We start from the raw sequence: 21,074 nt of genomic DNA, 5'->3' as shown, positions 1-21,074 counted from the left end.
TCATAATCGGCAACGGCCAGGAGAAGAGGTAGTACTACGGTATTAGAACCCCCACGAGAAGTCAAATCGCGGCTCACCGGGCAAAGAACCCGGCCGGCAGAGGCTGGACCCCGTGATCGGTGACGCGGTCCAGCTCGCGATAGCGGATTTCGATCAACTGCAGTGTCTGCCAAAAGAGATCCTCGACGTGGCAACGGACCTGTTGCTCGACCCAGGCGGCATCGACGGTCTGACCCGGCGGCACCGTCCGATCGATCACTTCCAGCTCCGCAATCCCTTCGCGAAACCGCCGTTCGAAATCCGGCTGGACGCTGATCCGCACATGGTCGAACTCGTGCCGCACCAGGGGTTCTGCGTAGAACTCCGGTCCCACCAGCCGCTGGGGTAGATGTATCGTGTGCGAGGGTTGCCAAGTGATCTTTTCAAAAGCGGGCCGGATCGCGACGCGGCGCCGCCCCGCGGCTTGATACACGTGCCAGCGATTCGTGCTGCGGTATCGGTAACGGACATCGAAGCGCGTCTCGGCCGGATACCGCTGGCGCTCCGGCGGCGGATCGTGGGAATCGTAGAACACAAACTGAACCGCTCCCACCTCGATCAAACCGGCCAGCTCCGGCGGCGCCGCCGCCACGATCGCGTCTCGCTCCTCCGACCTCGCACTCCGCTGGCCGCGCGGCTCCTGAGTCATGCCCGCCGCGGCCAACGCGCACCAGGTCGCACAGCCGATCAGTCCCCGAAGGAATTTCCATCCGTTGTCCAAAATGATCCGTCCGCAACTACAATTACAATCATGTTTTCGGTGAATATCCGCTCAAAAACGCCCCCCGGAACCTTCATGCATCCTAACATCGCTCGACTGTTCTTGTTTGTCAGTTTGTTGACTTTCATCGCGATCCCGACGACGGCGCTCGCACAAGCTCCGGCCGAAGAGCAAGCTCCGGCCGAAGAGCAAGGTTCAGCCGAGGAGGCTGCGGAGCAAGCGGCCGAGAAGGAAAAACCTGCCGAATCGAGCAGCGACGAGGGCCAAGACAAAGGCACCCCAGACGACGACGGCTCTTCTGAAGAGACGAAACCGAAGCAAGAGCCCGAACCCAAACCGGAACCCAAACCGGAACCCAAACCGGAACCCAAACCGGAACCCAAACCGGAACCCAAACCGGAACCCAAACCGGAACCCAAACCGGAACCCAAACCGGAACCCAAACCCGAGCCCAAACCCGAGCCCAAACCCGAGCCCAAACCCGAGCCCAAACCCGAGCCCAAACCCGAGCCCAAACCGGAACCCAAACCGGAGGGACCGCAGTTGTTGCCGGTGGTGGGGTATGCCAACACGCCGAAGTTGCCGGGGCAACCGTGGCGAGTCCACGACATCCTGCGGCCGCGACCGCGAGCGATCACGCCGGGCCAGCTCGGCACCTACGACACTCCGGGCACGGCGCCCAGCGACGCCGTGGTGTTGCTGGGCGGCGAAACCGGCGTCTCATCGTGGGCTCACGAAGGCCCCGGCGGACCGGCGGACCTGCGCGTGCCGCAGTGGAAATGGCGGGAGGGGACGCTGGAAGTCCTGCCCGGCAGCGGTTCGCTGCGCACGCTCGACAGCTACGGCAGTTGCCAGCTGCACGTCGAGTGGGCGGCGCCCGAGCAGGTTGCAGGTGATAGCCAGGATCGCGGCGACAGCGGCATCCTGTTGATGGGCCAGTACGAGGTTCAGATCCTGGACTCGTACAACAACCGGACCTTTGCCGACGGGCAAGCCGCCGCGGTCTTCGGTCAGTACCCGCCGATGGTCAATGCCGCCCGCCGGCCGGGTCAGTGGCAGGTGTTCGACATCATCTTCGAAGCCCCTCAGTTCGACCTCGAGGGCAAGCTCCAGCGGCCCGCCTATGTGACGCTGTTCCACAATGGCGTACTGGTCCAGCATCACCGCGAAGTGCTCGGCGCAGCCGAACCGATGAAAGCACCGGAGTACACCGCCGGTCCACCCGCTGCGCCGCTGGTGCTACAAGACGGCGGCGCGGCCGTCCGCTTTCGCAACATCTGGCTACGACCGCTCGAGTAGCCCGTCGCCCGGGCGAACGCCGCGTAGGCGAAATCCAGGTAGCCGCACTCGCCAGAGCTTGGAGGAAGCGATTTGAAATGTGAGATTTGAAATTTGCTGACTCTAACGGATTCTATGTACGGGAACGGACGTTCCCGAATCGCAGAGCGATGGCATGTGGTAGCCCCGGGCGCGAGCCCGGGGAAACGTAAACACCACGAACAAAAGCCCTGAAAGGGCGACATGAAGGATCGCATCGGATCTCATGCCGTCCCTCCGGGACTGGCGCGCGGGTGTGGGGCGCCGGCACCCCAGGCTCGCGCCTGGGGCTACCACATGTCGCCACTCCGTGGCTGCTGCGACCGAGCTTCGCACGCCATACATAGATTCCGTTAGAGTCAGGAAATTTGAGATCTGAGATTTGAGATCAGCTGACTCCGGCGGATCCTATGTATAGGTAAGGAAGTTTTCTCCCCTCTCCCCCGCGGCGCCGCGAGCGTCAGCGAGTGAAGCGGTGGGGGAGAGGGGCCGGGGGTGAGGGGGCTCGGGTGCAAATGGCTGACTCATTGCATCGAATTCGCCCGCCGCGTACCGCATCGAGGCGAGGCGCTGACGAACCTACGCTGCAATTCCCCCTCACCCCCGCCCCCTCTCCCCCAAATCCTGACTCGCTTAGGCTCGCCAGGCTTTGGGGGAGAGGGGAGAAAACGTATTTGTCCGTACATAGATTCCGCCGGGGTCAGCTGATCTCAAATCGAGCACGAGCACGAGTACGATCTAAACCGCTACTCGCTACCCGCCACTCCAAACTCTGGCGAGTTCGGCTACGGTGACCAACCAACAACCAACAACCAACAACCAACAACCAACAACTACCCACCGATCTGGTACATCGCGCGTGTGGGTTGCTCGAATTCGGGGCGATTGATCAGGTGGCCGGCCTGTTTGGCAGCCACGCAGGCCTGGGCCGTTTGCAAGATTTCGGCGTCGCTGGCTGAACTGCGGAGCAGGTCCCGTAGGGACCACTCCTGCTGGGAAAACAAACAATTCCGCAGCGCTCCTTCGGCGGTTAATCGCAACCGGTCGCAGGCGCCGCAAAACGGCGCGGTCACCGGCCGAATCAAGCCGACTCGTTGGCCTCCGGCAAAGCGGTAGTCGCGGGCCGGCTGGGCGGGATCGGGCCGCGGCAGCGGTGTCGCGGGTCCGAAGTGTCGCTCGAGCCGCTCGAGCAACTGGTCGCCGCAGAGCACGTCGCCGGCGTCCCAGTTGCGGTCCGAATCCAGGGGCATGAATTCGATGAAGCGCATCACCAGCCCGCGCTGCGAGGCGAACCGCACCAGCCCCTCCGCTTCGTCATCGACCAGCCCGCGGATCGCCAAGGCGTTCAGACGCACCTCGTCAAAACCGGCCGCTTGAGCCGCTTCGATGCCCGCGATCACGCGGTCCAGCCCCGGCCGGCGACTGATCCGCTGGAACGTGGCTTCGCGAAGCGTATCGAGGCTGATGTTCACGCGTTGCAGGCCGGCGGTGCGAAGGGCCACGGCTTGTGGGCCGAGCAGCATGCCGTTGGTCGTCAGCGCGATGTCTTCGATCCCGTCGATGCCCGAGAGCATCTGGATCAGACCCGCTAGATCATGCCGGACCAGGGGCTCGCCACCGGTCAAGCGCAGCCGCCGGATCCCCGCGGTCGCCAGGACCGAAACCACACGGTGGATCTCCTCGAAGCTGAGGATGTCCGCTTTCGGCAAGAACGTCACCTGATCGGCGGGCATGCAGTAGAAACAGCGGATGTTGCAGCGATCGGTGACGCTGATCCGCAGGCTGTGATGCCTCCGTCCGAAACCGTCCTGCAGCCGTCCAGCGTCCTTCGGCGTCCCAACGCTAGAGTCGGCGGAAGAGTCGGCGGAAGAGTCGGCGGATTCCATACCAGGTCATTATCCGGGGCGGGCGAGTGGTTACTGAAACAGTTGTAGACGGCCGCCGTCGAAGCGGCATTCGGTGGGCTCGTCGGCGACTTCACATCGCGGGTGCTCTTGCAGTTCGCCGCGCAGGTCTTCGCTGACGTACAGCCGGTCCAAGCACAGCGTGTTGGGAATGAACATCCACCGTCGCTGGCCGAAACGCTGGCGGATCGTTTCGATCACCGCTTCATCATCGGCCAGGGTTGGCGGAATTTTGCCGCGAGACATTTCGCCGGTGGTCAGGACATTGATCAACGTCTTGTGTTCGTCGATCCCCTCGCGCAGCCGCCGGGTGATGAAGTCGGCCAAGCCCACGCCGATGGCGTTTCCCTGGGAGGCAGCGGCCAGTTCGAGGGCGGCGATGATGCGAATCTTCGGACGCTGGATATCCTCCAAACCCACCACGCCGCGGCGGCCGATCACGTTGGTATCCATTCCGGTGCCGCTGTAGGTCTTGCCGACGCTGTCGACGATCAACACTTCCAGCTGGTCTATGGGCAGGGTCGGAAAGAGTTCGCGGTGTCGCTCGAGCAATTCCGGTTCGCGGCTGAGGATGTCTTCGGGCCGCACGCCGTGCAGCTCGGCCGTCTGGTCGTTGCCGTCCTCGAGGATCGCCAGCCCGGCCAGAATCTTGCCGCTGTCGACCACCCGCTGGCCCATCTCCAACAGCATGTCCTTCATTCTCGGCGTGGGCGCGGAGTGAAAGGTTTCGGCCGAGCGGATTTTGCCCATCCCCACGACCATCATCTTGGTCAAACCGCTTTGCACGGGCCCGGCGAAACACGTGTGCAGCTTGATGCGATTTGCCACCAACACCCCGGCCGCTTCGTAGCAGTAGCGGTCCATGTAGACGGCGCCCGAGGACACGTCGCCCAGTCGCACGACGTCCATGCTGGACCGGATCGGCATTTCCATCGCCGCTTCGGTCACGCCCAACGACTCGATCATCTGGCGTTGGCCTGCGGCCGTGGCGCCGTTGTGGGACCCCATCGCGGGAACGATAAAGGGCCGGGCCCCGCGTCGCTTGAGCCAGCGGCCGGCGGCATGGATGATGGCGGGAATCTGATGAATGCCGCGGCTGCCGACGGTAATGGCCACGTCGCCGTCGGGCACGTCCAAGTCCAACCGATCGAGTTGCTGCTCGACCGCGGCGGCTACGTCGCGGAGCGGTCGTGAGACCAGCCGCTGGCGGACTTCGTAAAGCTGCACTTCTAGTTTCCTTCCGGAAGCAAGCGGGCGCGAATGCGGTTGCCTTGTTCCTGAGGATCTCCGTCGGTTTTATACAGCTGTTCGGCACGCTGCCAGTTTTCCAGCCGCTCCTCGGTACGAGCTAGATTATAACGCGCCAGCGAATGCCACTGAACCGCTTCGGGATTGTCCAGCACGCGGTCCTCGAGCCATTTCTCGGCGCTGCTCCAGTTGGCCTCCTCGACGTGCATCAGAGCCAACCAGAAGGTGGCCGTGCGTTTGGCCGCCCGCAGCACCTGCTGCATGCCGGCGATCCGCTGCTGGTACTGCATCTCGCTCTCGCGAGGCAACCGCTGGAGGTCGTACTCCGCCTGCAACTGGACGTCCAGCGCCAAGTCCGCCAGCTCGAATTCGGGCCGCCGCTGCTGCATGTACAACACGCGCGCTCCGTCGATCGCTCGCTGAGGATCATTATCGAATTGCCCTTCCAAGTGCCGCCAGCGAGCTTTCCCCAACGGGCTCTGCGGCGCAATCAAGCCCCAGCGTCCGAAGTACCAACGGTTCAGGTCGATGTTGTCACGCAGGGCATCCTCGATCGTCTGCTGATAGGCCTCGGCCTCCAGCGGCACGTGCCACAGCCGCACCCCGGCGACCCCCGGCACGTCGTCCAAGCGCCGAGCCACCGCCGCCGCATCCAAGTGCAGGTTCATCCTCTGGTCGCCCAGCAAGTGCTCGGTCAACCGCCGCATGCGGTCGCTGAGCAGTTCCGGCGTGGCGTACAACAGGGCGATGCACTGCTGGATGTCCTCGTGCGTGTAGGGATACTCAAACACGCCGGCAACCCGCAAGCGGCGCAGCACACTGGGTTCGCCGCGAGCTTCGGCCAGCGTCGCAATGCCCTCTTCGTCGGGACCGGGGACGGGCAGCCCCAGGGCGGTATCGAACAGGTACAGCCGCCCATCGATCAACACGCCGCACATCCACGGCACCGGCTGCGGCTGATCTTCGGCCGGCAACCCCAGCAAGCAAGCATCCAGCCCCGCGTGCCGGCACAGCTGGAGGAACAAGCCGGCTCGCTGCAGGGCGTCGCCCGAACCGCGCCAGAGGGTTTCCCAGTTGGTCTGTCGATAACCCGCCCCGTCGAACTCTAGTCCCGTGGGCATGGCCGGGGGCGAAAAGGGTGGCGACGGCAACTGCATCGGTTCCAGTTGCACGTTGCGGATCACCCAGTCGAACAACCGGCTGGCCACGCGCAACCGATACGCGGACTGCTCGGCCAACGACTCGGCCTCGACGCGCCGCTCCAGCCAGGGATCGATCTGCCGCCGATCCAGGCTCCAGTTGCTGATTTTATGCAGCAGGTACTGCAGACGGAAATGCTCCACGTCGCCGGCTTGAAACTCGCGCGAGCTCAGCTGGCGCTGCAGTTGTTCGGCGTCGATTCGCCCTCGCCACGTCTTCAGCAGCCGCTCCAGCGATCGCGATGCATCCGCCGTGTCGGAGGCGGCCGCAGACTCGGGCTCCTGCGATTCGCTCCACGCGTTCAGGTGGTAGTTGATCTGCCGCGAGGCGGCTTCCAGATCGGATTCGCCCAGCCGAGAAAACAGGTCGAACGCTTCCTCCAGATGATTCACACTGGTGGCCGCTTCGATGCGTCGCTGCTGGCGCACCTGGATTTCGCGGAACTTGTCGCGGTCGCTGTCGCAGCCCACGACGGCTCCCAACAACACTGCCACCACGCTCAGGCGAGACCACCGATTGCCAATCATCGTGCAAGCTCCTCGACAACGCTGCGAAGCCGGAGCAGTCGATCGACAAGCGCCGGGAACTGCTCCAGCGGAATCATGTTGGGGCCATCGCTGGGCGAAGTGGCCGGATCGGGATGGGTTTCGAAGAACAAGCCGTCGACGCCGATCGCCACGGCCGCTCGGGCCAGCGGTTCGACCATCTCGCGGTTGCCGCCGGTCGCTCCGCCCAGGCCGCCGGGACGCTGGACACTGTGCGTGGCGTCGAAGACCACCGGCACCCCCAAGGCCCGCATCTGGGGCAGGGCTTGCATGTCGTTGACCAGGCGGCCGTAACCGAAAAAGGTGCCTCGTTCGCACAGCAACACTCCGCCCGAACCGCTGCCAGCAACCTTCTGCACGACGTACTGCATGTCTTCGGGCGACATGAACTGGCCCTTTTTGACGTTCACCGGTCGACCGGTCGCCGCGGCGGCGACCAACAGATCCGTCTGCCGGGCCAGAAACGCGGGGATCTGCAGCAGGCTGCACACCTCGGCGGCCGCGGCAGCCTGCTCGGGCAAGTGAATGTCGGTGGTCGTGGGCAGCCCGGTCTCGGCCGAAACCTGCTCGAGCATCCGCAGGCCTTCGTCGATGCCGGGACCGCGGCGAGCCGCCAGACTGGTCCGGTTGGCTTTGTCAAAGGACGCCTTGAAGACCACGTTTACGTCGTCACGCTCGGACAAGCGCTGCAGGACCTCTGCGATTTGACGCGTGCGATCGAGCGTCTCCAGGACACATGGCCCAGCGATCAACAGCAGTGGCTCGCCCGGACCACACGTGTAGGGTCCGATCGTGACCGGTGCGGGCAAACCCGCCGAGCGGGACGGGCGGAGCGGATCAGCAGGGGTACCGGATTCAGACAAGTTCATTACCAGTGTTTAGCACGGCGTCAAACAGAAATAGACGATCTACTCTCTAGCGCATCACGGATGCCGACACCCTCAGGCCGCTCCGGGAGGCACGCGCAATGTCAACCGCTCGGGCAAACATTCCAGCTCCAACGGCAAACGTCCGCCGTAGTCTCCATCCAATTGATACGAGACGCGAACGTCCGACGATAGGGTCCACCGCCGCGCCCGCTGGCGACGGACGTCCTTCCAGCGATGATGCCGCCCGGCGAACACGCCCGCCACGTAGCGCAGCGTCGACAGGGTCGAACCGTACTGCAAGGCACACATATCTAACAAGCCATCGTTGCCCACCGCGTCGGGCTCGATCCGCAGCCCGCCCCCGTACAGCGGCAGATTGAAGACCATCGCCCAGCGACAATCCCAGCCGTCGGCGTCCTCGGAGTGCTGGCCGGCTGGAAGATCTTCCAGACCTTCACGATCCGCTTGCGCGCTCCACGGGCGGACGCGAATATGCGGATACCGGTATCTACGCACCGCGCGGGCGATCGGTTTGGCATAACTCCAGCGGCCGATGTGACCGCGGCGCGTCAGGTGCATTGCGCGGACGACTTCGGCGTCGAACCCGCAGGAGGCCATCACCAGAAACAGCTTGCCGTTGGCCCGACCGGCGTCCCAACGCTGCAGGGCCCCCTGCCTGACCGTCCGGACGGTCGCTTGAGGATCGGGCGTGAACCCAAAATAACGCGACAGCAGGTTCTCGGTGCCCAGGGGAAAGGGCACCAGGGGCGTGCCCGGCGGGGTCCGATCGGCCACCAGATTGATCGTCCCGTCCCCGCCGGCGGGAATCACCGCCCGCAGGCGCCGCGGATCGGTTTGGCGAATCGTTGCCAGGATTTCGGGGATCTGGTCGCTACAGACGACGCGGTACCCCTCGCTGGCCAGCCGCTGGACCAGCTGAGGAATCCGTTCGCGGCCCCGGCCACTGCCCGCCCGCGGGCTGGTGCAGATCAGCACCGTCTCGGCATCACTCGACGGCTCCGCGGAAGACGACCCGAGATTTTTCGACGCGTTCACCATTTACAACCTATGTTTGGACGCGGCACTGTGCCATGCACTGAGCCGCCGGGCGCTAGCCCCCGGTTCGTACCCCGACACGAGGAACCGGGGGCTAGCGCCCACGCGGCTGATACACATATTCGTTACTTCGTGACCGTGCGGCAAACCGGGGCCTCGCGTCCGCGGGGCCGACACCTCCACCCGTTATCAAGAGCCCGTCTGCTGTGATTTTTCTGCGTCGTTACTGGGTCGTCGGACTGGTGCTGGCCATGGTGGTAATCCACGCCGCCATCATCAGCTATGTGCGCAGCCAGGTAGCGCGGCTGAAAAACGTTCCGTCCACCACCGTAGCGGTGGGCGATTTTCAGTTCCAGAACATCGAAGACCTTTCCAAGGTCTATTCGTTTCGGCTGCACGTGATCGTCGACCCCCAGCGGCGGCATTACGCCGAGGAGAGGCTGCTGCAGAACAAGCTGGAAATCCACGAACAGGTCGAACAACTGCTGCGGCAAAGCCCGCCCGAGCTGCTGGACGATCCCACGCAAACGGTCCTGCGCGACCGTTTGATCGAGGTCCTCTTGGGGCAGTTATCCGAACCGGTCATCCAGCGCGTGATCATCACCGGCTGGCTGGAATTGCCGGTGTCCGAGGTTTCGCGGCCGTAGTAGTTCGTCCAGTTTTAATTTCAGGGTAGCGGATCTCGCCAGAGGTAGCGGATCTCGCCAGAGATTGGAGCGAAGCGGCGAGCAGGTCCAAAGTCTGGCGCGGTTCAGCTACGGCCAGACTCCACAGGCTGGAAGCCTATGCCACTGGCCTTACTCCAGCTCCAGTTCGACGCTTTGTTTGCTCGCGGCGCTTTGGCGGGCGGCCTGCAGGATCTGCGAAGCTCGCCAGGCGTCTTCCAGGTCGCCCATCTTGCGGACCAGACTGGTGACCGCGCGGTGGAACTGGGTCAGCAGCTGTTCGCCGACCGACATCTCGGTATCCAGCGATTCCAGGTGACGCCCGGCTTCGTCGAACCAAACCAGGGTGGACGGCAGATCGATAAAGGCGACGCCGTGTTCGCAGCAGATCTGCATCGCCGAGGGAGCGCGAAAATTAATCGCTTCGTGCCACTGCGGCGGAATGTAATTGCCACAGCTGATCTGCGCCGTGACGGCCGGGGCGGAATCGCTCTCGGCAAACGCCATGCTGATGCTGCGGTAGTCGCATTTATCCTGCGTCCAGTGTTCGCGAGCGTAGACGTTGGAGGGATCGCGGGCGACGACGTAGCGGCACCAGTCGATCAGCTCCAATTGCTCGCGGTCGGCCAGCTGGGCGACGCCGCGGACCCCGTTTCGCTGGGCGGGAGTGCGTTTGTGGGCGGCCGGTGCGGGCAAGCGTTGGTGGCAGAAGACCAGTTTCGGCTTGCCCAGCTGGGTCGCAATCAATTCCTTCAGACGCAGCGTGGCCGGCGCAAAGCGACGCGGGAATTCGGCCATAAAGGCGACGCCCGAGCGATCGATCCGCGATTTGACCAAGCTGGCTTGCTGGTAGTCGAAGTTCAGATCCGCCGCCCAGTACACCGCTTTGCCGACGTCGCAGGCGGCCAACAGCGGCAGCCAGCCCTGCCAACACGGTTCGAGGATCAGCACCGCATCGACGTCCTCGCGGTGCACCAGGGCGCGGTAGCCATCGAGCCGCTGGGCTTGGAAATCATGGACCGCGTGCTCGGCCAACTTGGGCACGTTGGTGTAGATCGCGCGCACCTCGAAGCGGTCTTGCAGCAATCGCAGGGCGGGCCGGTAACGGGTCTGCCAGTCGTCGCCCAATCCGATCAGCCCAAGCCGCAAACGCATCGAACAACAGCTCGCAGGTGTAAGAGAAGGTGCGACAATTCATCATCCCCCCGGAGGCCACGCTCCGCGGTGGATTGTGGAAAACCTCTCGATCGACAATGCCAGCATTAAGGCTAACTGGTTAGCAGCGTGCAGTTTAGCGTGATCGTGATGAAAACGTGCCGAAGAGTCGCAAAAACGCTGAAAAAACCGCAAAAACTATTCTCGGAAAACTTGTTTTGTCGACCTTGCGGATCGCAATCGCAGTCCTATACTTCGCCCTCAATCAAGGCAGCCGTTAGGATTCTCCTAATCGGCACGAACGTAAGGCCGCGTCCTTTTCCCAGTGAAACGCGGCGTCATATCAAGGACGGTTCTGCGAATGTTTTCTCGCAGGGATGGTATTCTCTTCCGAGGACGATTCCCCTTGCTCCGGAGAGGTCCGGACACATTCCAGAACATCACCCGATTTCCGAGGGATGTTAGCATATGGTTTCGTTGCTTCTTGCAGCTGTACTTTCGACGGTCGTCACCGATCAACCCGCCCCGCAGCAGGATTACGCGGCGGCTTACCGAACCGCACAGCAGGAAGGAAAACCACTGATGGTTGTCGTCGGCGCCGACTGGTGCCCGGCATGCGTCAATCTTAAATCACAAACGATCGCCTCGATGAAGCAATCTGGAGAGCTTCAGGACGTGAGCATCGCCGTCGTCGACCAAGACGACCAACCCGAACTGGCCGCCCAGCTGAAGCGTGGCCGCACGATCCCGCAAATTATCGTGTTTTCGCAAACCCCCGCGGGCGGCTGGAAGCGGATCCAGCTGACCGGTTTCCAAAGCGAAACGACGATGCAGTCGGTGCTGAGCAAGGCCAAGCAGCTCTCGCAGGGCAGCTAGGCCCGAGGCCGTCGCCGGGCACGCCGAAACTTGGCACGCCGAAATCCCGCACGCCGAAATCCCGCACGCCGACCTGCCTCCGCAGGCCGGCGTGTTTTTTTGCGCGGCTGTTTTTTTTTCGCCGCCGGGGTTTTTTCGCCGCCGGGGTTTTTTCGCCGCCGGTTTTTTTTGCGCGGCCCGGGTTGCGCTCGCCGCTGGTTGACTCGGCAGCGATCGTCTATGGTTTCCGCATGGGCTAGGCTCCGTTTTGCCGCGCCGGCATAGCCGCTCTGGCTGCTTCCGATTCTTCCGCGCTACGTTGATTCGCGATGGCTTTTCCTGAACACCTCCAGCACCTGATCCAACACGACCAACCCCTGGCCCAGCTGACCTGGCTGGGCATCGGAGGTCCGGCACGCTATTTCGCCGAACCACACTCGCGCGAGCAATTGATCGAATTGGTCCAGTCCGCCAAGGAGCAGGATGTGCCGGTGCGCGTCCTGGGCAGCGGCTCCAACGTGCTGGTTCGCGAATCCGGCTTCGACGGCCTGGTGATCTCGCTGGCCGCCGCGGCCCTGGCTCAGGTCGAAGTCGACGGCAACCAGATGGCCGCCGGCGCCGGAGCCAAGCTCAGCCACGCGATCACCCACGCCGTGGGAGCGGGCCTGGGCGGACTGGAACACCTGGCCGGCATCCCCGGCACGGTCGGGGCCGCGATCTGCGGCAACGCCAGCGGAGCGGGCGGGGAAATCGGATCCACCGTGGCGGCCGTCGAAGTGCTGGACGACGACGGCACCGTCCGTACGATCCCCGCCGACCAACTGCAGTTCTCCCACCGCAAAAGCAATCTGTCGGGACTGATGATCCTGTCGGTCACCTTCCAGCTGGAACCGCGGGACGTGAGCACCCTGACCAAACGCTTGCAAAAACTGTGGATCGTCGCCCACAACCAACGCCCCTTCGACGAACCCCGTATCGCCCAGCCCTTCATCGATCCCGACGGCTTCAGCGTCGACGACCTGATCCAACAGGCCGGGATGAGCGGGATGCGACTGGGCAACGTCAGCCTGGCGTCGAACAAACCGAATTACCTGCTGGCCCACAGCGGCGCGAGCAGCGACGACGTCGTCGAACTGCTCAATCGCGTCCGCGAGCAGGTTTCGCTGCAGTCCGGGATCGACTTGCAGTTGAATCTGCAGATTTGGTAGGGTCGCTTTCAGCCGCCCGGCCCTGGCCCCCGGTTCGATCAGCCGCCGGGCGCGAGCCCAATGCCACTTCCTTTGTAGCGGAACGGCGCGAGCCGTCCGGTTTTGCGGTGCGAACCTTCACACACCGGGCGGCTTGCGCCGCTCCGCTAACGCTTCAATCGCAAGCGATGGTGAAAGTAGATGGCATTGGGCGCGAGCCCACGGTTCCGGGACACATTGCACCACGGTAAACCGCCAGCGTGCAGAACCGGACGCTAGCGCGTTACGGCTGATGATCGCTTGATAACCGTCGAACAGGGATGTCGACGAACGTGACGAAACCTTCTGCAAAACCTGCCAAAACCTCGAAAGCCAAAGCGCCGGCCGGCGGTGACGAGCGGCCGCTGCGCCGGGTGCTGGGATTTGTGATTCGCCGCATCGCCACCGCTCCGATGGCCTTCGCCTTCCTTTGGCCGGCTTTGCTAGCGGTCGGCGGATACTGGGCCTGGCAGCAGTGGGGCGTCGAACACGTGGGCAAGCAGTTCGCCCGGCTGGAAACCAGCGAAATCCACTTGACCGACCGCCCCGACTACATCCCCGAGCGCGTGGACCTGACGCGGGAAGTGCTGGAATCGACGGCCCTGGGGGACCTGTCCCTGCTGGACCGGCAAGTCTCCGCACGCATCGCTCAGGCCTACGCCACCAATGCCTGGATCGAGCAGGTGCTGGCCGTGCGGGTGCGATCCGGCGGGGCGGTCGACGTCCAGGTCCGCTATCGCCGGCCCGTGGCCATGGTTCGCCACTGGAGCCGCCACGCCGACGTCCAGGGCTGGGCCTATTATCCGGTAGACCCTCAGGGCATCGTCCTGCCGCCCAGCGCGTTCACGGCCGAAGACGCCGCGGCGTACCTGGTAATCAACATTCCGGAGGTGGATCTGCGCGGCACGCCCGGCTTCTCCTGCGGCGATTCGCGGGTCACCGCCGCGGCGAACCTGGCCGCGGTGCTGGCGCCCTACCGGCGGCAACTGGGGCTGGCAGCCATCGAATTGCATGCGGAAAACAACCCCAACCAACGCTTCCTGGCCTTCGACATCGTCATGCAGAGCGGCCGGAGAATGGTCTGGGGCAGCGCTCCGGGCGAGGAACTGCAGGGGGAACCGGCGGCCAAGTACAAACTGCAAGCCCTGCTGCAGTCGCCCCCCGGCGGCACCGACCTCCGCGTCGCCGCCGTACCGGTGGTGCACCGTGCGGCCGAGGCCGGCGGCGAGTGATTCGCGGGTCGGCTGCGTCTTTCAAAGCGATCCTGCGCGTTTCAAACCTATCAACGTTGTGTTTTCGTTGGTAAACTGCAGGCTCTCCGGCGAGCAAGTGGCTCGCCGGCCTTCCGCTCTACTTATCGAGTCCGGTGTACCGGTATGACCGTCGGCGACAACCCGCAATCCCAACCTCCTCAATCGCAACCCACGGCGTCCGAACGGCCTGCGACCAACGACGCTCAACCGCCCGCCGACCCGGCCGCTGGCAGTTCCGAGCCCGCCGGTCCCGGCCCGGATGCCGGTACCGCTCCGGAAGGCGCCCGGCCGGCGACTCCCGAAGACGCCCAGCCCGTGGCCGCCGAAACGGCCCAGCCCGTGGCCGCCGAAACGGCCCAGCCCGTGGCTCCGGAAACCGCCCAGCCCGTGGCTTCGGAAACCGCCCAGGAATCGGCGCCGCAGGGCGAGCCCAATCAAAACGAATCCAAACAGGCCGGGACGCCCGAATCTGGGACGCCCGAATCTGGGACGCCCGAATCTGGGACGCCCGAATCTGGGACGCCCGAATCTGGGACGCCCGAATCTGGGGCTGGCCGACCGGCCGGACCGTTGTCGGCCGCGGTGCGCCGCTCGGGTCCCTTGGCGGCTCGTGGCGGTGGGATGGCCAAACCCGCTTCGCCAGCGGCATCCGAGCCGGCCGGCGGCGCGCCAGCGGGCAAGGCTCGTCCCAAGAAATCCCGGTCCCAGAAGGCCCCCAAACCCAAGCTCCGCTCGCCGGCCGCGATGGCCGCCGGTCAGGGCCGTCCCAGCTCGCCCCCGGGTCAGCCGAATTCGCCGGCCGGCAAGGTCGCTGCGGCCAAGCAGGCTTCCGGACGTGAGGACCAACGTTCGGGCGGTGCAGGCCAGGGCGGTGCAGGCCAGGGCGGTGGAAAAAAGGGCGGAGCGGGCCAGGGCGGACAATCTCCACCGCCGCAGGCTCCATCGCCGGCCAAACGCGTCGCCATCCCCAGCAAACGAGCGCCCCTGCCGGACGACATCCAACAGATGCTCGACGCCGAACTGGCCGCCTCCGACGTCGATGCGCTCCTGAGTGGTTCGGCCGGAATGAGCGAGCGCAAGGGCGGCCTGAGCGAAGGCCAGCGCGCCGAAGCGACGGTTCTGAAGATCCACGACGACCACGTCTTCATCGCCCTGGGCGGTCCCGACGAGGGCATGGTGCCCCTGGTCCAGTTCGAAGAGGAACCGGCCAAAGGACAAACCATCGAAGTCGTCGTGCGAGGCTTCAGCACCGGCGATGGCCTGTACCTGTGCTCGATCCCCGGTCAGGCGATCGACGTATCGGACCTGGAAGACCTGGAAGAGGGCACGATCGTCGAAGCCACGATCACCGGAACCAACACCGGCGGACTGGAGTGCAGCGTCGGCGGTGCCGAGGGGTTCATCCCGATCAGCCAGATCGCCGAACACCGCGTGGAGGACACGTCGGAGTTTGTCGGCCAGAAAATGGTCTGCGCCGTGACCGAATGCAACCCGCGTCGCCGCCGCCTGGTGCTCAGCCGCCGAGCGGTCCTGGAACGCGAGCGTGAGGAGCGTCGCAAGGAACAACTGGAAAAACTGGAACCGGGCGACGTGCTCGAGGGCACCGTTCGCACGATCAAAGAGTTCGGCGCCTTTGTCGACCTGGGGGGCTGCGAGGGCCTGATCCACATCAGCAAACTGAGCTGGGATCGCATCCAGCACCCGAGCGAAGTGCTGGAAGAGGGCCAGAAGGTCAAGGTCACGATCGAAACGATCGACAAACAGACCGGCAAGATCGGGCTGTCCTACCGCGACCTGATCGCCAACCCCTGGGACACGGTCGAAGCCGACTACCCGGTGGGCGAAGTCGTCAGCGGGACGGTCACCCGCGTGGCCAACTTCGGCGCCTTCGTGCGTCTGGGCGCCGGCATCGAGGGGCTGATCCATATTTCCGAACTGGCTCACCACCGCGTCTCCAAGGTCACCAACGTGGTCAACGAAGGCGACGAGGTGAACGTCAAGGTGCAATCGATCGACCGCGACGCCCAGCGGATCTCGCTGAGCCTGAAAGCCGCGCTGGCGCCGCCGCCAGAAGCCAAAAAGGATGATCAAGCGGAAGCGGACGAGCCGCCCCGCGAACCCGCCGTCAAACCCCAACACTCCGGCCCGCTCCGCGGCGGCACCTCGGGTGAAAGCGGCGGCGAACGTTTCGGGCTGCGTTGGTAACGCGAAACTCCGTCCCCCTCGCTGCTATCGTCTCTCGTACGACCGGTCTCTCCAAACCCCACTGAACATGTCTCAACTGCCTTTCCCTGAACAAGCCGCTGCCGATGCGGCCGAACAGTTCCCGACGCCGTTTTATCTGTACGACGAAGCGGCCATTCGTGCCAATGCCCGGCGTTTGCACGAAGCCTTCGCCTGGTGCGACTTCAAAGAATTCTTCGCCGTCAAAGCCACTCCCAACCCGCACCTGCTGCGCATCCTCCAGCAGGAAGGCTGCGGCGCAGACTGCAGCAGTCTGGCCGAACTGGTCCTCTGCGAGCGGCTGGGGATCACCGGCGAAGAGATCATCTTTACGTCCAATGACACGCCCGCCGAGGACTATCGCAAAGCGATGGAGCTGGGCGCAATCATCAACCTGGACGACATCTCGCACATCGATTACCTGGATCGCTTGACCGGTCTGCCGGAATTGATTTGCTTTCGCTACAACCCCGGCGAGTCGCTGGGCAGCGATACGGCGTTTATCATCGGCCAACCCCAGGAAGCCAAATACGGCTTTACCCGCGAGCAACTTTTCGAAGGGTACAAGCAGGCTCGCCAGCGCGGCGTCAAACGTTTTGGCTTGCATACGATGGTGCTGTCGAACGAACTGAACAGCCAATTCTTTGTCGAAACGGCTCGGATGGTGTTCGAAGTGGCCGCCGAGCTGAAACGCGAACTGGACATCCAGCTGGAGTTCGTCAATCTGGGCGGCGGTCTGGGCGTGCCCTACAAGCCGGATCAGGAGCCGGTCGACCTGGAGCACATCTCCAGCGGCATCCGCGAACTGTACCAGCAGATGATCGTGCCGGCCGGCCTGGATCCGCTGCGGATCTGTATGGAGAACGGCCGCTACATGACCGGTCCCTACGGATGCCTGGTGACGCGTGTCCTGCACCAAAAGCACACCTACAAGCACTACGTCGGCGTCGATGCCTGCATGGCCAACTTGATGCGGCCGGGCATGTACGGCGCTTATCACGACATCACGGTCGTCGGCAAACCGGCCAGCGACAGCGATGGCGTCTGCGACGTGGTTGGATCGCTGTGCGAAAACAACGACAAGTTCGCCATCGATCGCCCGCTGCCCGAGGTCGAGCGCGGCGACTTGCTGGTGATCCACGACGCCGGGGCTCACGGCCATTCGATGGGTTTTCAGTACAACGGCAAACTTCGCAGTGCCGAAGTGCTCCGCCGCAGCGACGGTAGTTTCAAACAGATCCGCCGCGGCGAAACACTCGACGATTACTTCGCCACGCTGGACTTCAGCGAATTCCCCGCCCAGCCAGAAGTCGCCCAGGCGTCCAGCCAGTAAGTCAGTGGCATAGGCTTCCAGCCTGTGAACAGTGCCCCAGGCTTCCAGCCTGTGAACAGTGGCATAGGCTTCCAGCCTGTGAACAGTGGCATAGGCTGCAACCGTCGCGGACCGCGAAACACTTTGGCTCTCCTCGCCGCGATACTCTGCCCCCTCACCCCCGACCCCTCTCCCCCAAATCCTGACTCGCTTAGGCTCGCCAGGATTCGGGGGAGAGGGGGGAAAGTAGTGGTGCATCCCATGCTTTCACGCCTTCTATCGACTCCTCTTCCCCTGACCACACCCCGCGTGCTGGGCGTCTTGCTGGGTGCGTTCATCCTGATCGCCGGAGGCTGTGACACGAACCCTGCGGCGGTCGACGACGCGGGGCCGCATGCCACCGCGCCGCTTGCCGATCCAGCGGAGCCGAAGCCGGTACCCGCAGCGGACGTCGCTCCGACCCCCGAACCGCAACCCGCCGCTTCGGGCAACCCCGGCCTCCCCGCCACCGCCGCCGTGCCTTCGCAGGCTCCGCGCGAATTAATTTTCCCCGAGCCCACCGAGGACGATTGGTTTGCCAACGTGGCCGGCACGCTGGGGATCGACTTCGCCTACCGCGACGGCAGCCAGCGGGGTTTCTTGCAGTTGATCGAATCGGTCGGTGGCGGCGTCGCCAGCTTGGATTACGATCGCGACGGCTGGCAGGATTTCTTCTTTACCGGAGGCGGACAGTTCGAGGGCAGCGAGGATGCGCTGCAAGTTACGGGACTGCCATCGCGGCTGTATCGCAACCTGGCCGCCGAGCGGTTCGAGGACATCAGCCGCGTGTCCGGTCTAGGCGATGCACCGGAGTTTTTAACGCACGGCACGACGGTGGCGGATATCGACGCCGATGGATTTCCGGACCTGTTGGTTGCCGGATATCGAGGCGTCCAGCTGTGGCGTAATCAGGGCGACGGAACCTTCCGCCCCGATGCCCAGCCGATGGGACTGCAGCACGATCACTGGAACACCACGCCGGCGGCCGCCGATGTCGACGGCGACGGCTTGGTCGATGTGTACTTGATGACCTACGCCCAGTGGCAGCCCGATCCCTCGCGATCCTGCTTGAACGATCAACGTCTGCGAGACATCTGCGGACCGACAATGTTTCCCGGCGCCCCGGATGCATTGTTTCGGCACCGCGGCGAACGGTTCGAAGCGGTCCGCGAGGCGGCGGGACTGGTCGATGCGAATCGTGGCCTGGGCGTGGTGGCCGCCGATTTCGACAACAACGGCTGGATCGATTTTGCCGTCGTGAACGATGTCGAAGAAAACCAACTGTACAGCAACTCGGGCGAATTGCCGCTGGCCGAGAACGGCAGCCTGCAGGGCATCGCCTATTCCAACAGCGGCGAACGCGAAGGGTCGATGGGCGTGGACCTGGGCGACTACAACAACGACGGCTACGCCGACCTGTGGTATGCCAATTACGTGCATCAAGACAATTCTTTGATGCGCAGCATCCAGGGCAGTGGATTCGTCCATGCCGAAGCCGCCGTGGGACTGGTCGGCGTATCGCGTCGCTGGGTGGGTTTCGGCACCGGCTTTGCCGACTTCGATGCCGACGGCTGGGAGGACTTGTTCGTGGTCAACGGCCACGTCGCCTACCAGCGTCTGGACAGTCCCTACTACCAACCCGCCCAATTGTTTCGCAATGTTCAGGGCAAACGGTTCGAGGAAGTGACGGCTCGTGGCGGCCCGTACTTCCAGGTGGAACATTCCGCTCGCGGGGCGGCCAAGGTCGATTTCGACAACGATGGCGCGATCGATTTGGTGGTCGTGCATCAGAACGAGCCGGTTGCGGTGCTGCGCAATCGCCACGCCAGCGAAGGCCATTGGTTGCGTCTGGAACTGGTCGGCACGGCGGTCGAACGCGGTGCCGTCGGGGCTCGGGTGCAACTGCTTGACGACAACCGGCCGCTTTGGCGCTGGGTGTTTGGCGGCGGCAGCTACCTCTCGCACAGCGACGCCCGCGTGCTGTTTCCCACCGCTGGATCGGAACCGCAGCAGGTGTTGGTCACTTGGCTGGGTGGTCGCCAGGAACGCTTTACCGATCTCGCGACCGGCCGCACACACGTCCTGATCGAAGGACGCGGAGAGGACACCGATGCTCATTGATTCACCCCGCCGCCACTGGCGTTTGCCGCTGCTGGCGATCGTCCTGGTGATTCTGATGGGCGTCGCCGTGCGGCGTTTCTCTCAGCCTCAAACCCAAGACCCCGGTGCCCCCGCCGCGGCACCGCCGGCGGCGTTTCCCGCTTCGCCCCCCCAGCCGGCATCGGATCCCACCGTATCCCAGCCCTCGTTGGCTCGCGCGTCGGATCCGTCCTTGGTACCGGTGCGGATCGCCGCCTCGCAAATCTTTGCCGCCGAGAGCGACGACCAACGAGGTCAGGCGGCCGTGCGGTGCCAGCATGCGGCCACCGACCTGCTCGATCGCGACGACGCCACGGGCACGACGGCCGCGATGTACTACGTCGCCGTCGCTCCACTGACCGGCACCCAAGGCCGCCTCGCGGTGCCAGGTGCCGATGCGGTGCGGCAGGTGGCCACCGAAGACCTGTTGTTGATCGCAAGACTGCTGTTCAACACGCGACGGTTTCAACCGGCCGATCAACTGGTCACGCTGATCCTCAGCCGCGACGACGAACTGCGCGTCGAAGGCTTGAAGCTGGCGATCACGATCCGCTACGACATCGGACGCGATCGCGATGTCCTTGCACACGCCGACGAGCTGATCGAACTGGAGCCGGAAAACCCTCAGTACCACCGCGTGCAGATGATGGTGCATCGCAATCACGGTCGCTGGGACAACTTTATTCCTGCAGCCGAGCGAGCGCTCGAGTTAACCGACCAGACCGATTACGTGTTGCTTGTGGAACTGGCCGACGGCTACACCCACGTGGGACGTTTGGAAGACGCTGCGAAAATCGTCCGTCGCTTGAAAGAGGAACGCCCCGACCTGCTGGCCCAAGCCCCCACCATGCACGCTCGGCTGCTGCTGCAGCAAGGCGAAACCCAGCAAGCCCAAGCGATCATCGACCGGCTGCTCGAGCAGGCGCCCGACGACGACGAAGCGTTGTTGATGAAGGGCAAGATGTTGGTCAGCGAGGGCGAGTTCGAAGCGGCGGTGGAGATCTTCCAGCGGCTGCTGGAGATCGCACCCTCGCAGGAGCAGGCCTATTATCAGCTCGGCCAGGCCTACGCGCGGCTCGACGAACCCGAGCGGGCCAGCGAATACTTGGAAAAGCACCGCCAACTGCTCGACGCCAAGGTGCGGCTGTACAGCCTGGAACAACGGGCCGCCGCCGAGCCGTATAACCGCGAGGTACGCGAGGAATTGGTGGCGTCCTATCAAGAGATCGGCCTGGAGGAGCTGGCCGAATTCTGGAAGCGGTCGCTGGATCTGCTGCCCCGAATACCTTGATGTTTACTCCCCTCTCC

The 21,074-nt window shown here is 64.0% G+C and carries 16 protein-coding genes; 9 read left to right on the top strand and 7 right to left on the bottom strand.

Annotated features, from left to right (window positions below; genetic code table 11):
• Positions 1 to 73: 73 nt before the first annotated feature.
• The gene (locus tag GE027_RS16805) at positions 74 to 760 is read right to left on the bottom strand and encodes a hypothetical protein (protein ID WP_153558374.1); all 687 of its coding nucleotides are present in this window, start codon (positions 758 to 760) and stop codon (positions 74 to 76) included.
• Between the two features lie 75 nt (positions 761 to 835).
• Here GE027_RS16805 and GE027_RS16800 point away from each other — a divergent pair, with 75 nt between their 5' ends.
• Positions 836 to 2,059: a 3-keto-disaccharide hydrolase gene (locus tag GE027_RS16800; RefSeq protein WP_153558373.1), complete on the top strand. Its 1,224-nt coding sequence runs from the start codon at positions 836 to 838 to the stop codon at positions 2,057 to 2,059.
• Positions 2,060 to 2,910: 851 nt separating this feature from the next.
• Here GE027_RS16800 and moaA read toward each other — a convergent pair.
• From moaA to GE027_RS16775, 5 genes are all read right to left on the bottom strand, one after another.
• A complete protein-coding gene (gene moaA, locus GE027_RS16795) occupies positions 2,911 to 3,963 on the bottom strand; it encodes a GTP 3',8-cyclase MoaA (protein ID WP_153558372.1) in 1,053 nt (350 codons plus the stop codon).
• 30 nt (positions 3,964 to 3,993) lie between these two features.
• On the bottom strand, positions 3,994 to 5,208 hold the full coding sequence (locus tag GE027_RS16790; protein WP_153558371.1) for a nickel pincer cofactor-dependent isomerase, group 22: 1,215 nt from the start codon (positions 5,206 to 5,208) through the stop codon (positions 3,994 to 3,996).
• A 2-nt stretch (positions 5,209 to 5,210) separates the two neighbouring features.
• Positions 5,211 to 6,956 (bottom strand): hypothetical protein, encoded by a 1,746-nt coding sequence (locus GE027_RS16785; RefSeq protein ID WP_153558370.1) that lies wholly within the window; start codon positions 6,954 to 6,956, stop codon positions 5,211 to 5,213.
• Complete coding sequence (gene kdsA / locus GE027_RS16780) at positions 6,953 to 7,843, bottom strand: 3-deoxy-8-phosphooctulonate synthase (protein WP_153558369.1); 891 nt, start codon at positions 7,841 to 7,843, stop codon at positions 6,953 to 6,955. Before kdsA ends, GE027_RS16785 begins: the two co-directional genes overlap by 4 nt.
• Before the next feature lie 72 nt (positions 7,844 to 7,915).
• Positions 7,916 to 8,902, bottom strand: a complete 987-nt coding sequence (locus tag GE027_RS16775) for a diacylglycerol/lipid kinase family protein (protein WP_153558368.1) — start codon at positions 8,900 to 8,902, stop codon at positions 7,916 to 7,918.
• A gap of 203 nt (positions 8,903 to 9,105) precedes the next feature.
• Between GE027_RS16775 and GE027_RS16770 the strand changes: the two genes are divergently transcribed.
• Positions 9,106 to 9,546 (top strand): hypothetical protein, encoded by a 441-nt coding sequence (locus GE027_RS16770; protein WP_237607603.1) that lies wholly within the window; start codon positions 9,106 to 9,108, stop codon positions 9,544 to 9,546.
• Positions 9,547 to 9,696: 150 nt separating this feature from the next.
• Here the strand turns inward: GE027_RS16770 and GE027_RS16765 are convergent, their stop codons facing one another.
• On the bottom strand, positions 9,697 to 10,719 hold the full coding sequence (locus GE027_RS16765) for a Gfo/Idh/MocA family protein (RefSeq protein WP_153558367.1): 1,023 nt from the start codon (positions 10,717 to 10,719) through the stop codon (positions 9,697 to 9,699).
• 477 nt (positions 10,720 to 11,196) lie between these two features.
• Here GE027_RS16765 and GE027_RS16760 point away from each other — a divergent pair, with 477 nt between their 5' ends.
• The 7 genes from GE027_RS16760 to GE027_RS16730 all read left to right on the top strand — a co-directional run bounded on the left by GE027_RS16760 (position 11,197) and on the right by GE027_RS16730 (position 21,057).
• On the top strand, positions 11,197 to 11,595 hold the full coding sequence (locus GE027_RS16760; RefSeq protein ID WP_237607602.1) for a thioredoxin family protein: 399 nt from the start codon (positions 11,197 to 11,199) through the stop codon (positions 11,593 to 11,595).
• Between the two features lie 308 nt (positions 11,596 to 11,903).
• Positions 11,904 to 12,782, top strand: coding sequence for a UDP-N-acetylmuramate dehydrogenase (gene murB / locus GE027_RS16755; RefSeq protein ID WP_153558365.1), 879 nt, complete (start codon positions 11,904 to 11,906; stop codon positions 12,780 to 12,782).
• 311 nt (positions 12,783 to 13,093) lie between these two features.
• Positions 13,094 to 14,032, top strand: a complete 939-nt coding sequence (locus GE027_RS16750) for a cell division protein FtsQ/DivIB (protein ID WP_153558364.1) — start codon at positions 13,094 to 13,096, stop codon at positions 14,030 to 14,032.
• A gap of 144 nt (positions 14,033 to 14,176) precedes the next feature.
• Complete coding sequence (locus tag GE027_RS16745; protein ID WP_202617445.1) at positions 14,177 to 16,258, top strand: 30S ribosomal protein S1; 2,082 nt, start codon at positions 14,177 to 14,179, stop codon at positions 16,256 to 16,258.
• A gap of 67 nt (positions 16,259 to 16,325) precedes the next feature.
• Positions 16,326 to 17,609, top strand: a complete 1,284-nt coding sequence (gene lysA / locus GE027_RS16740) for a diaminopimelate decarboxylase (RefSeq protein WP_153558363.1) — start codon at positions 16,326 to 16,328, stop codon at positions 17,607 to 17,609.
• A gap of 240 nt (positions 17,610 to 17,849) precedes the next feature.
• The gene (locus GE027_RS16735) at positions 17,850 to 19,748 is read left to right on the top strand and encodes a CRTAC1 family protein (RefSeq protein ID WP_153558362.1); all 1,899 of its coding nucleotides are present in this window, start codon (positions 17,850 to 17,852) and stop codon (positions 19,746 to 19,748) included.
• On the top strand, positions 19,738 to 21,057 hold the full coding sequence (locus GE027_RS16730; RefSeq protein WP_153558361.1) for a tetratricopeptide repeat protein: 1,320 nt from the start codon (positions 19,738 to 19,740) through the stop codon (positions 21,055 to 21,057). Before GE027_RS16735 ends, GE027_RS16730 begins: the two co-directional genes overlap by 11 nt.
• The last annotated feature ends 17 nt before the right edge of the window (positions 21,058 to 21,074 follow it).

Source organism: Roseimaritima sediminicola, from assembly GCF_009618275.1.
Classification (GTDB): Bacteria; Planctomycetota; Planctomycetia; order Pirellulales; family Pirellulaceae; genus Roseimaritima; species Roseimaritima sediminicola.
Note: the sequence above shows the minus strand (reverse complement) of the source record. Positions and strands in the feature narration are given on the sequence as shown.

Coding starts and splice junctions, on each gene's coding strand:
- GE027_RS16745 (WP_202617445.1), top strand. CDS start 14,177: ATGACCGTCGGCGACAACCCGCAATCCCAACCTCCTCAATCGCAACCC.
- GE027_RS16800 (WP_153558373.1), top strand. CDS start 836: ATGCATCCTAACATCGCTCGACTGTTCTTGTTTGTCAGTTTGTTGACT.
- moaA (WP_153558372.1), bottom strand. CDS start 3,963: ATGGAATCCGCCGACTCTTCCGCCGACTCTTCCGCCGACTCTAGCGTT.
- GE027_RS16765 (WP_153558367.1), bottom strand. CDS start 10,719: ATGCGTTTGCGGCTTGGGCTGATCGGATTGGGCGACGACTGGCAGACC.
- GE027_RS16735 (WP_153558362.1), top strand. CDS start 17,850: ATGCTTTCACGCCTTCTATCGACTCCTCTTCCCCTGACCACACCCCGC.
- lysA (WP_153558363.1), top strand. CDS start 16,326: ATGTCTCAACTGCCTTTCCCTGAACAAGCCGCTGCCGATGCGGCCGAA.
- kdsA (WP_153558369.1), bottom strand. CDS start 7,843: ATGAACTTGTCTGAATCCGGTACCCCTGCTGATCCGCTCCGCCCGTCC.
- GE027_RS16730 (WP_153558361.1), top strand. CDS start 19,738: ATGCTCATTGATTCACCCCGCCGCCACTGGCGTTTGCCGCTGCTGGCG.
- GE027_RS16785 (WP_153558370.1), bottom strand. CDS start 6,956: ATGATTGGCAATCGGTGGTCTCGCCTGAGCGTGGTGGCAGTGTTGTTG.
- GE027_RS16775 (WP_153558368.1), bottom strand. CDS start 8,902: ATGGTGAACGCGTCGAAAAATCTCGGGTCGTCTTCCGCGGAGCCGTCG.
- murB (WP_153558365.1), top strand. CDS start 11,904: ATGGCTTTTCCTGAACACCTCCAGCACCTGATCCAACACGACCAACCC.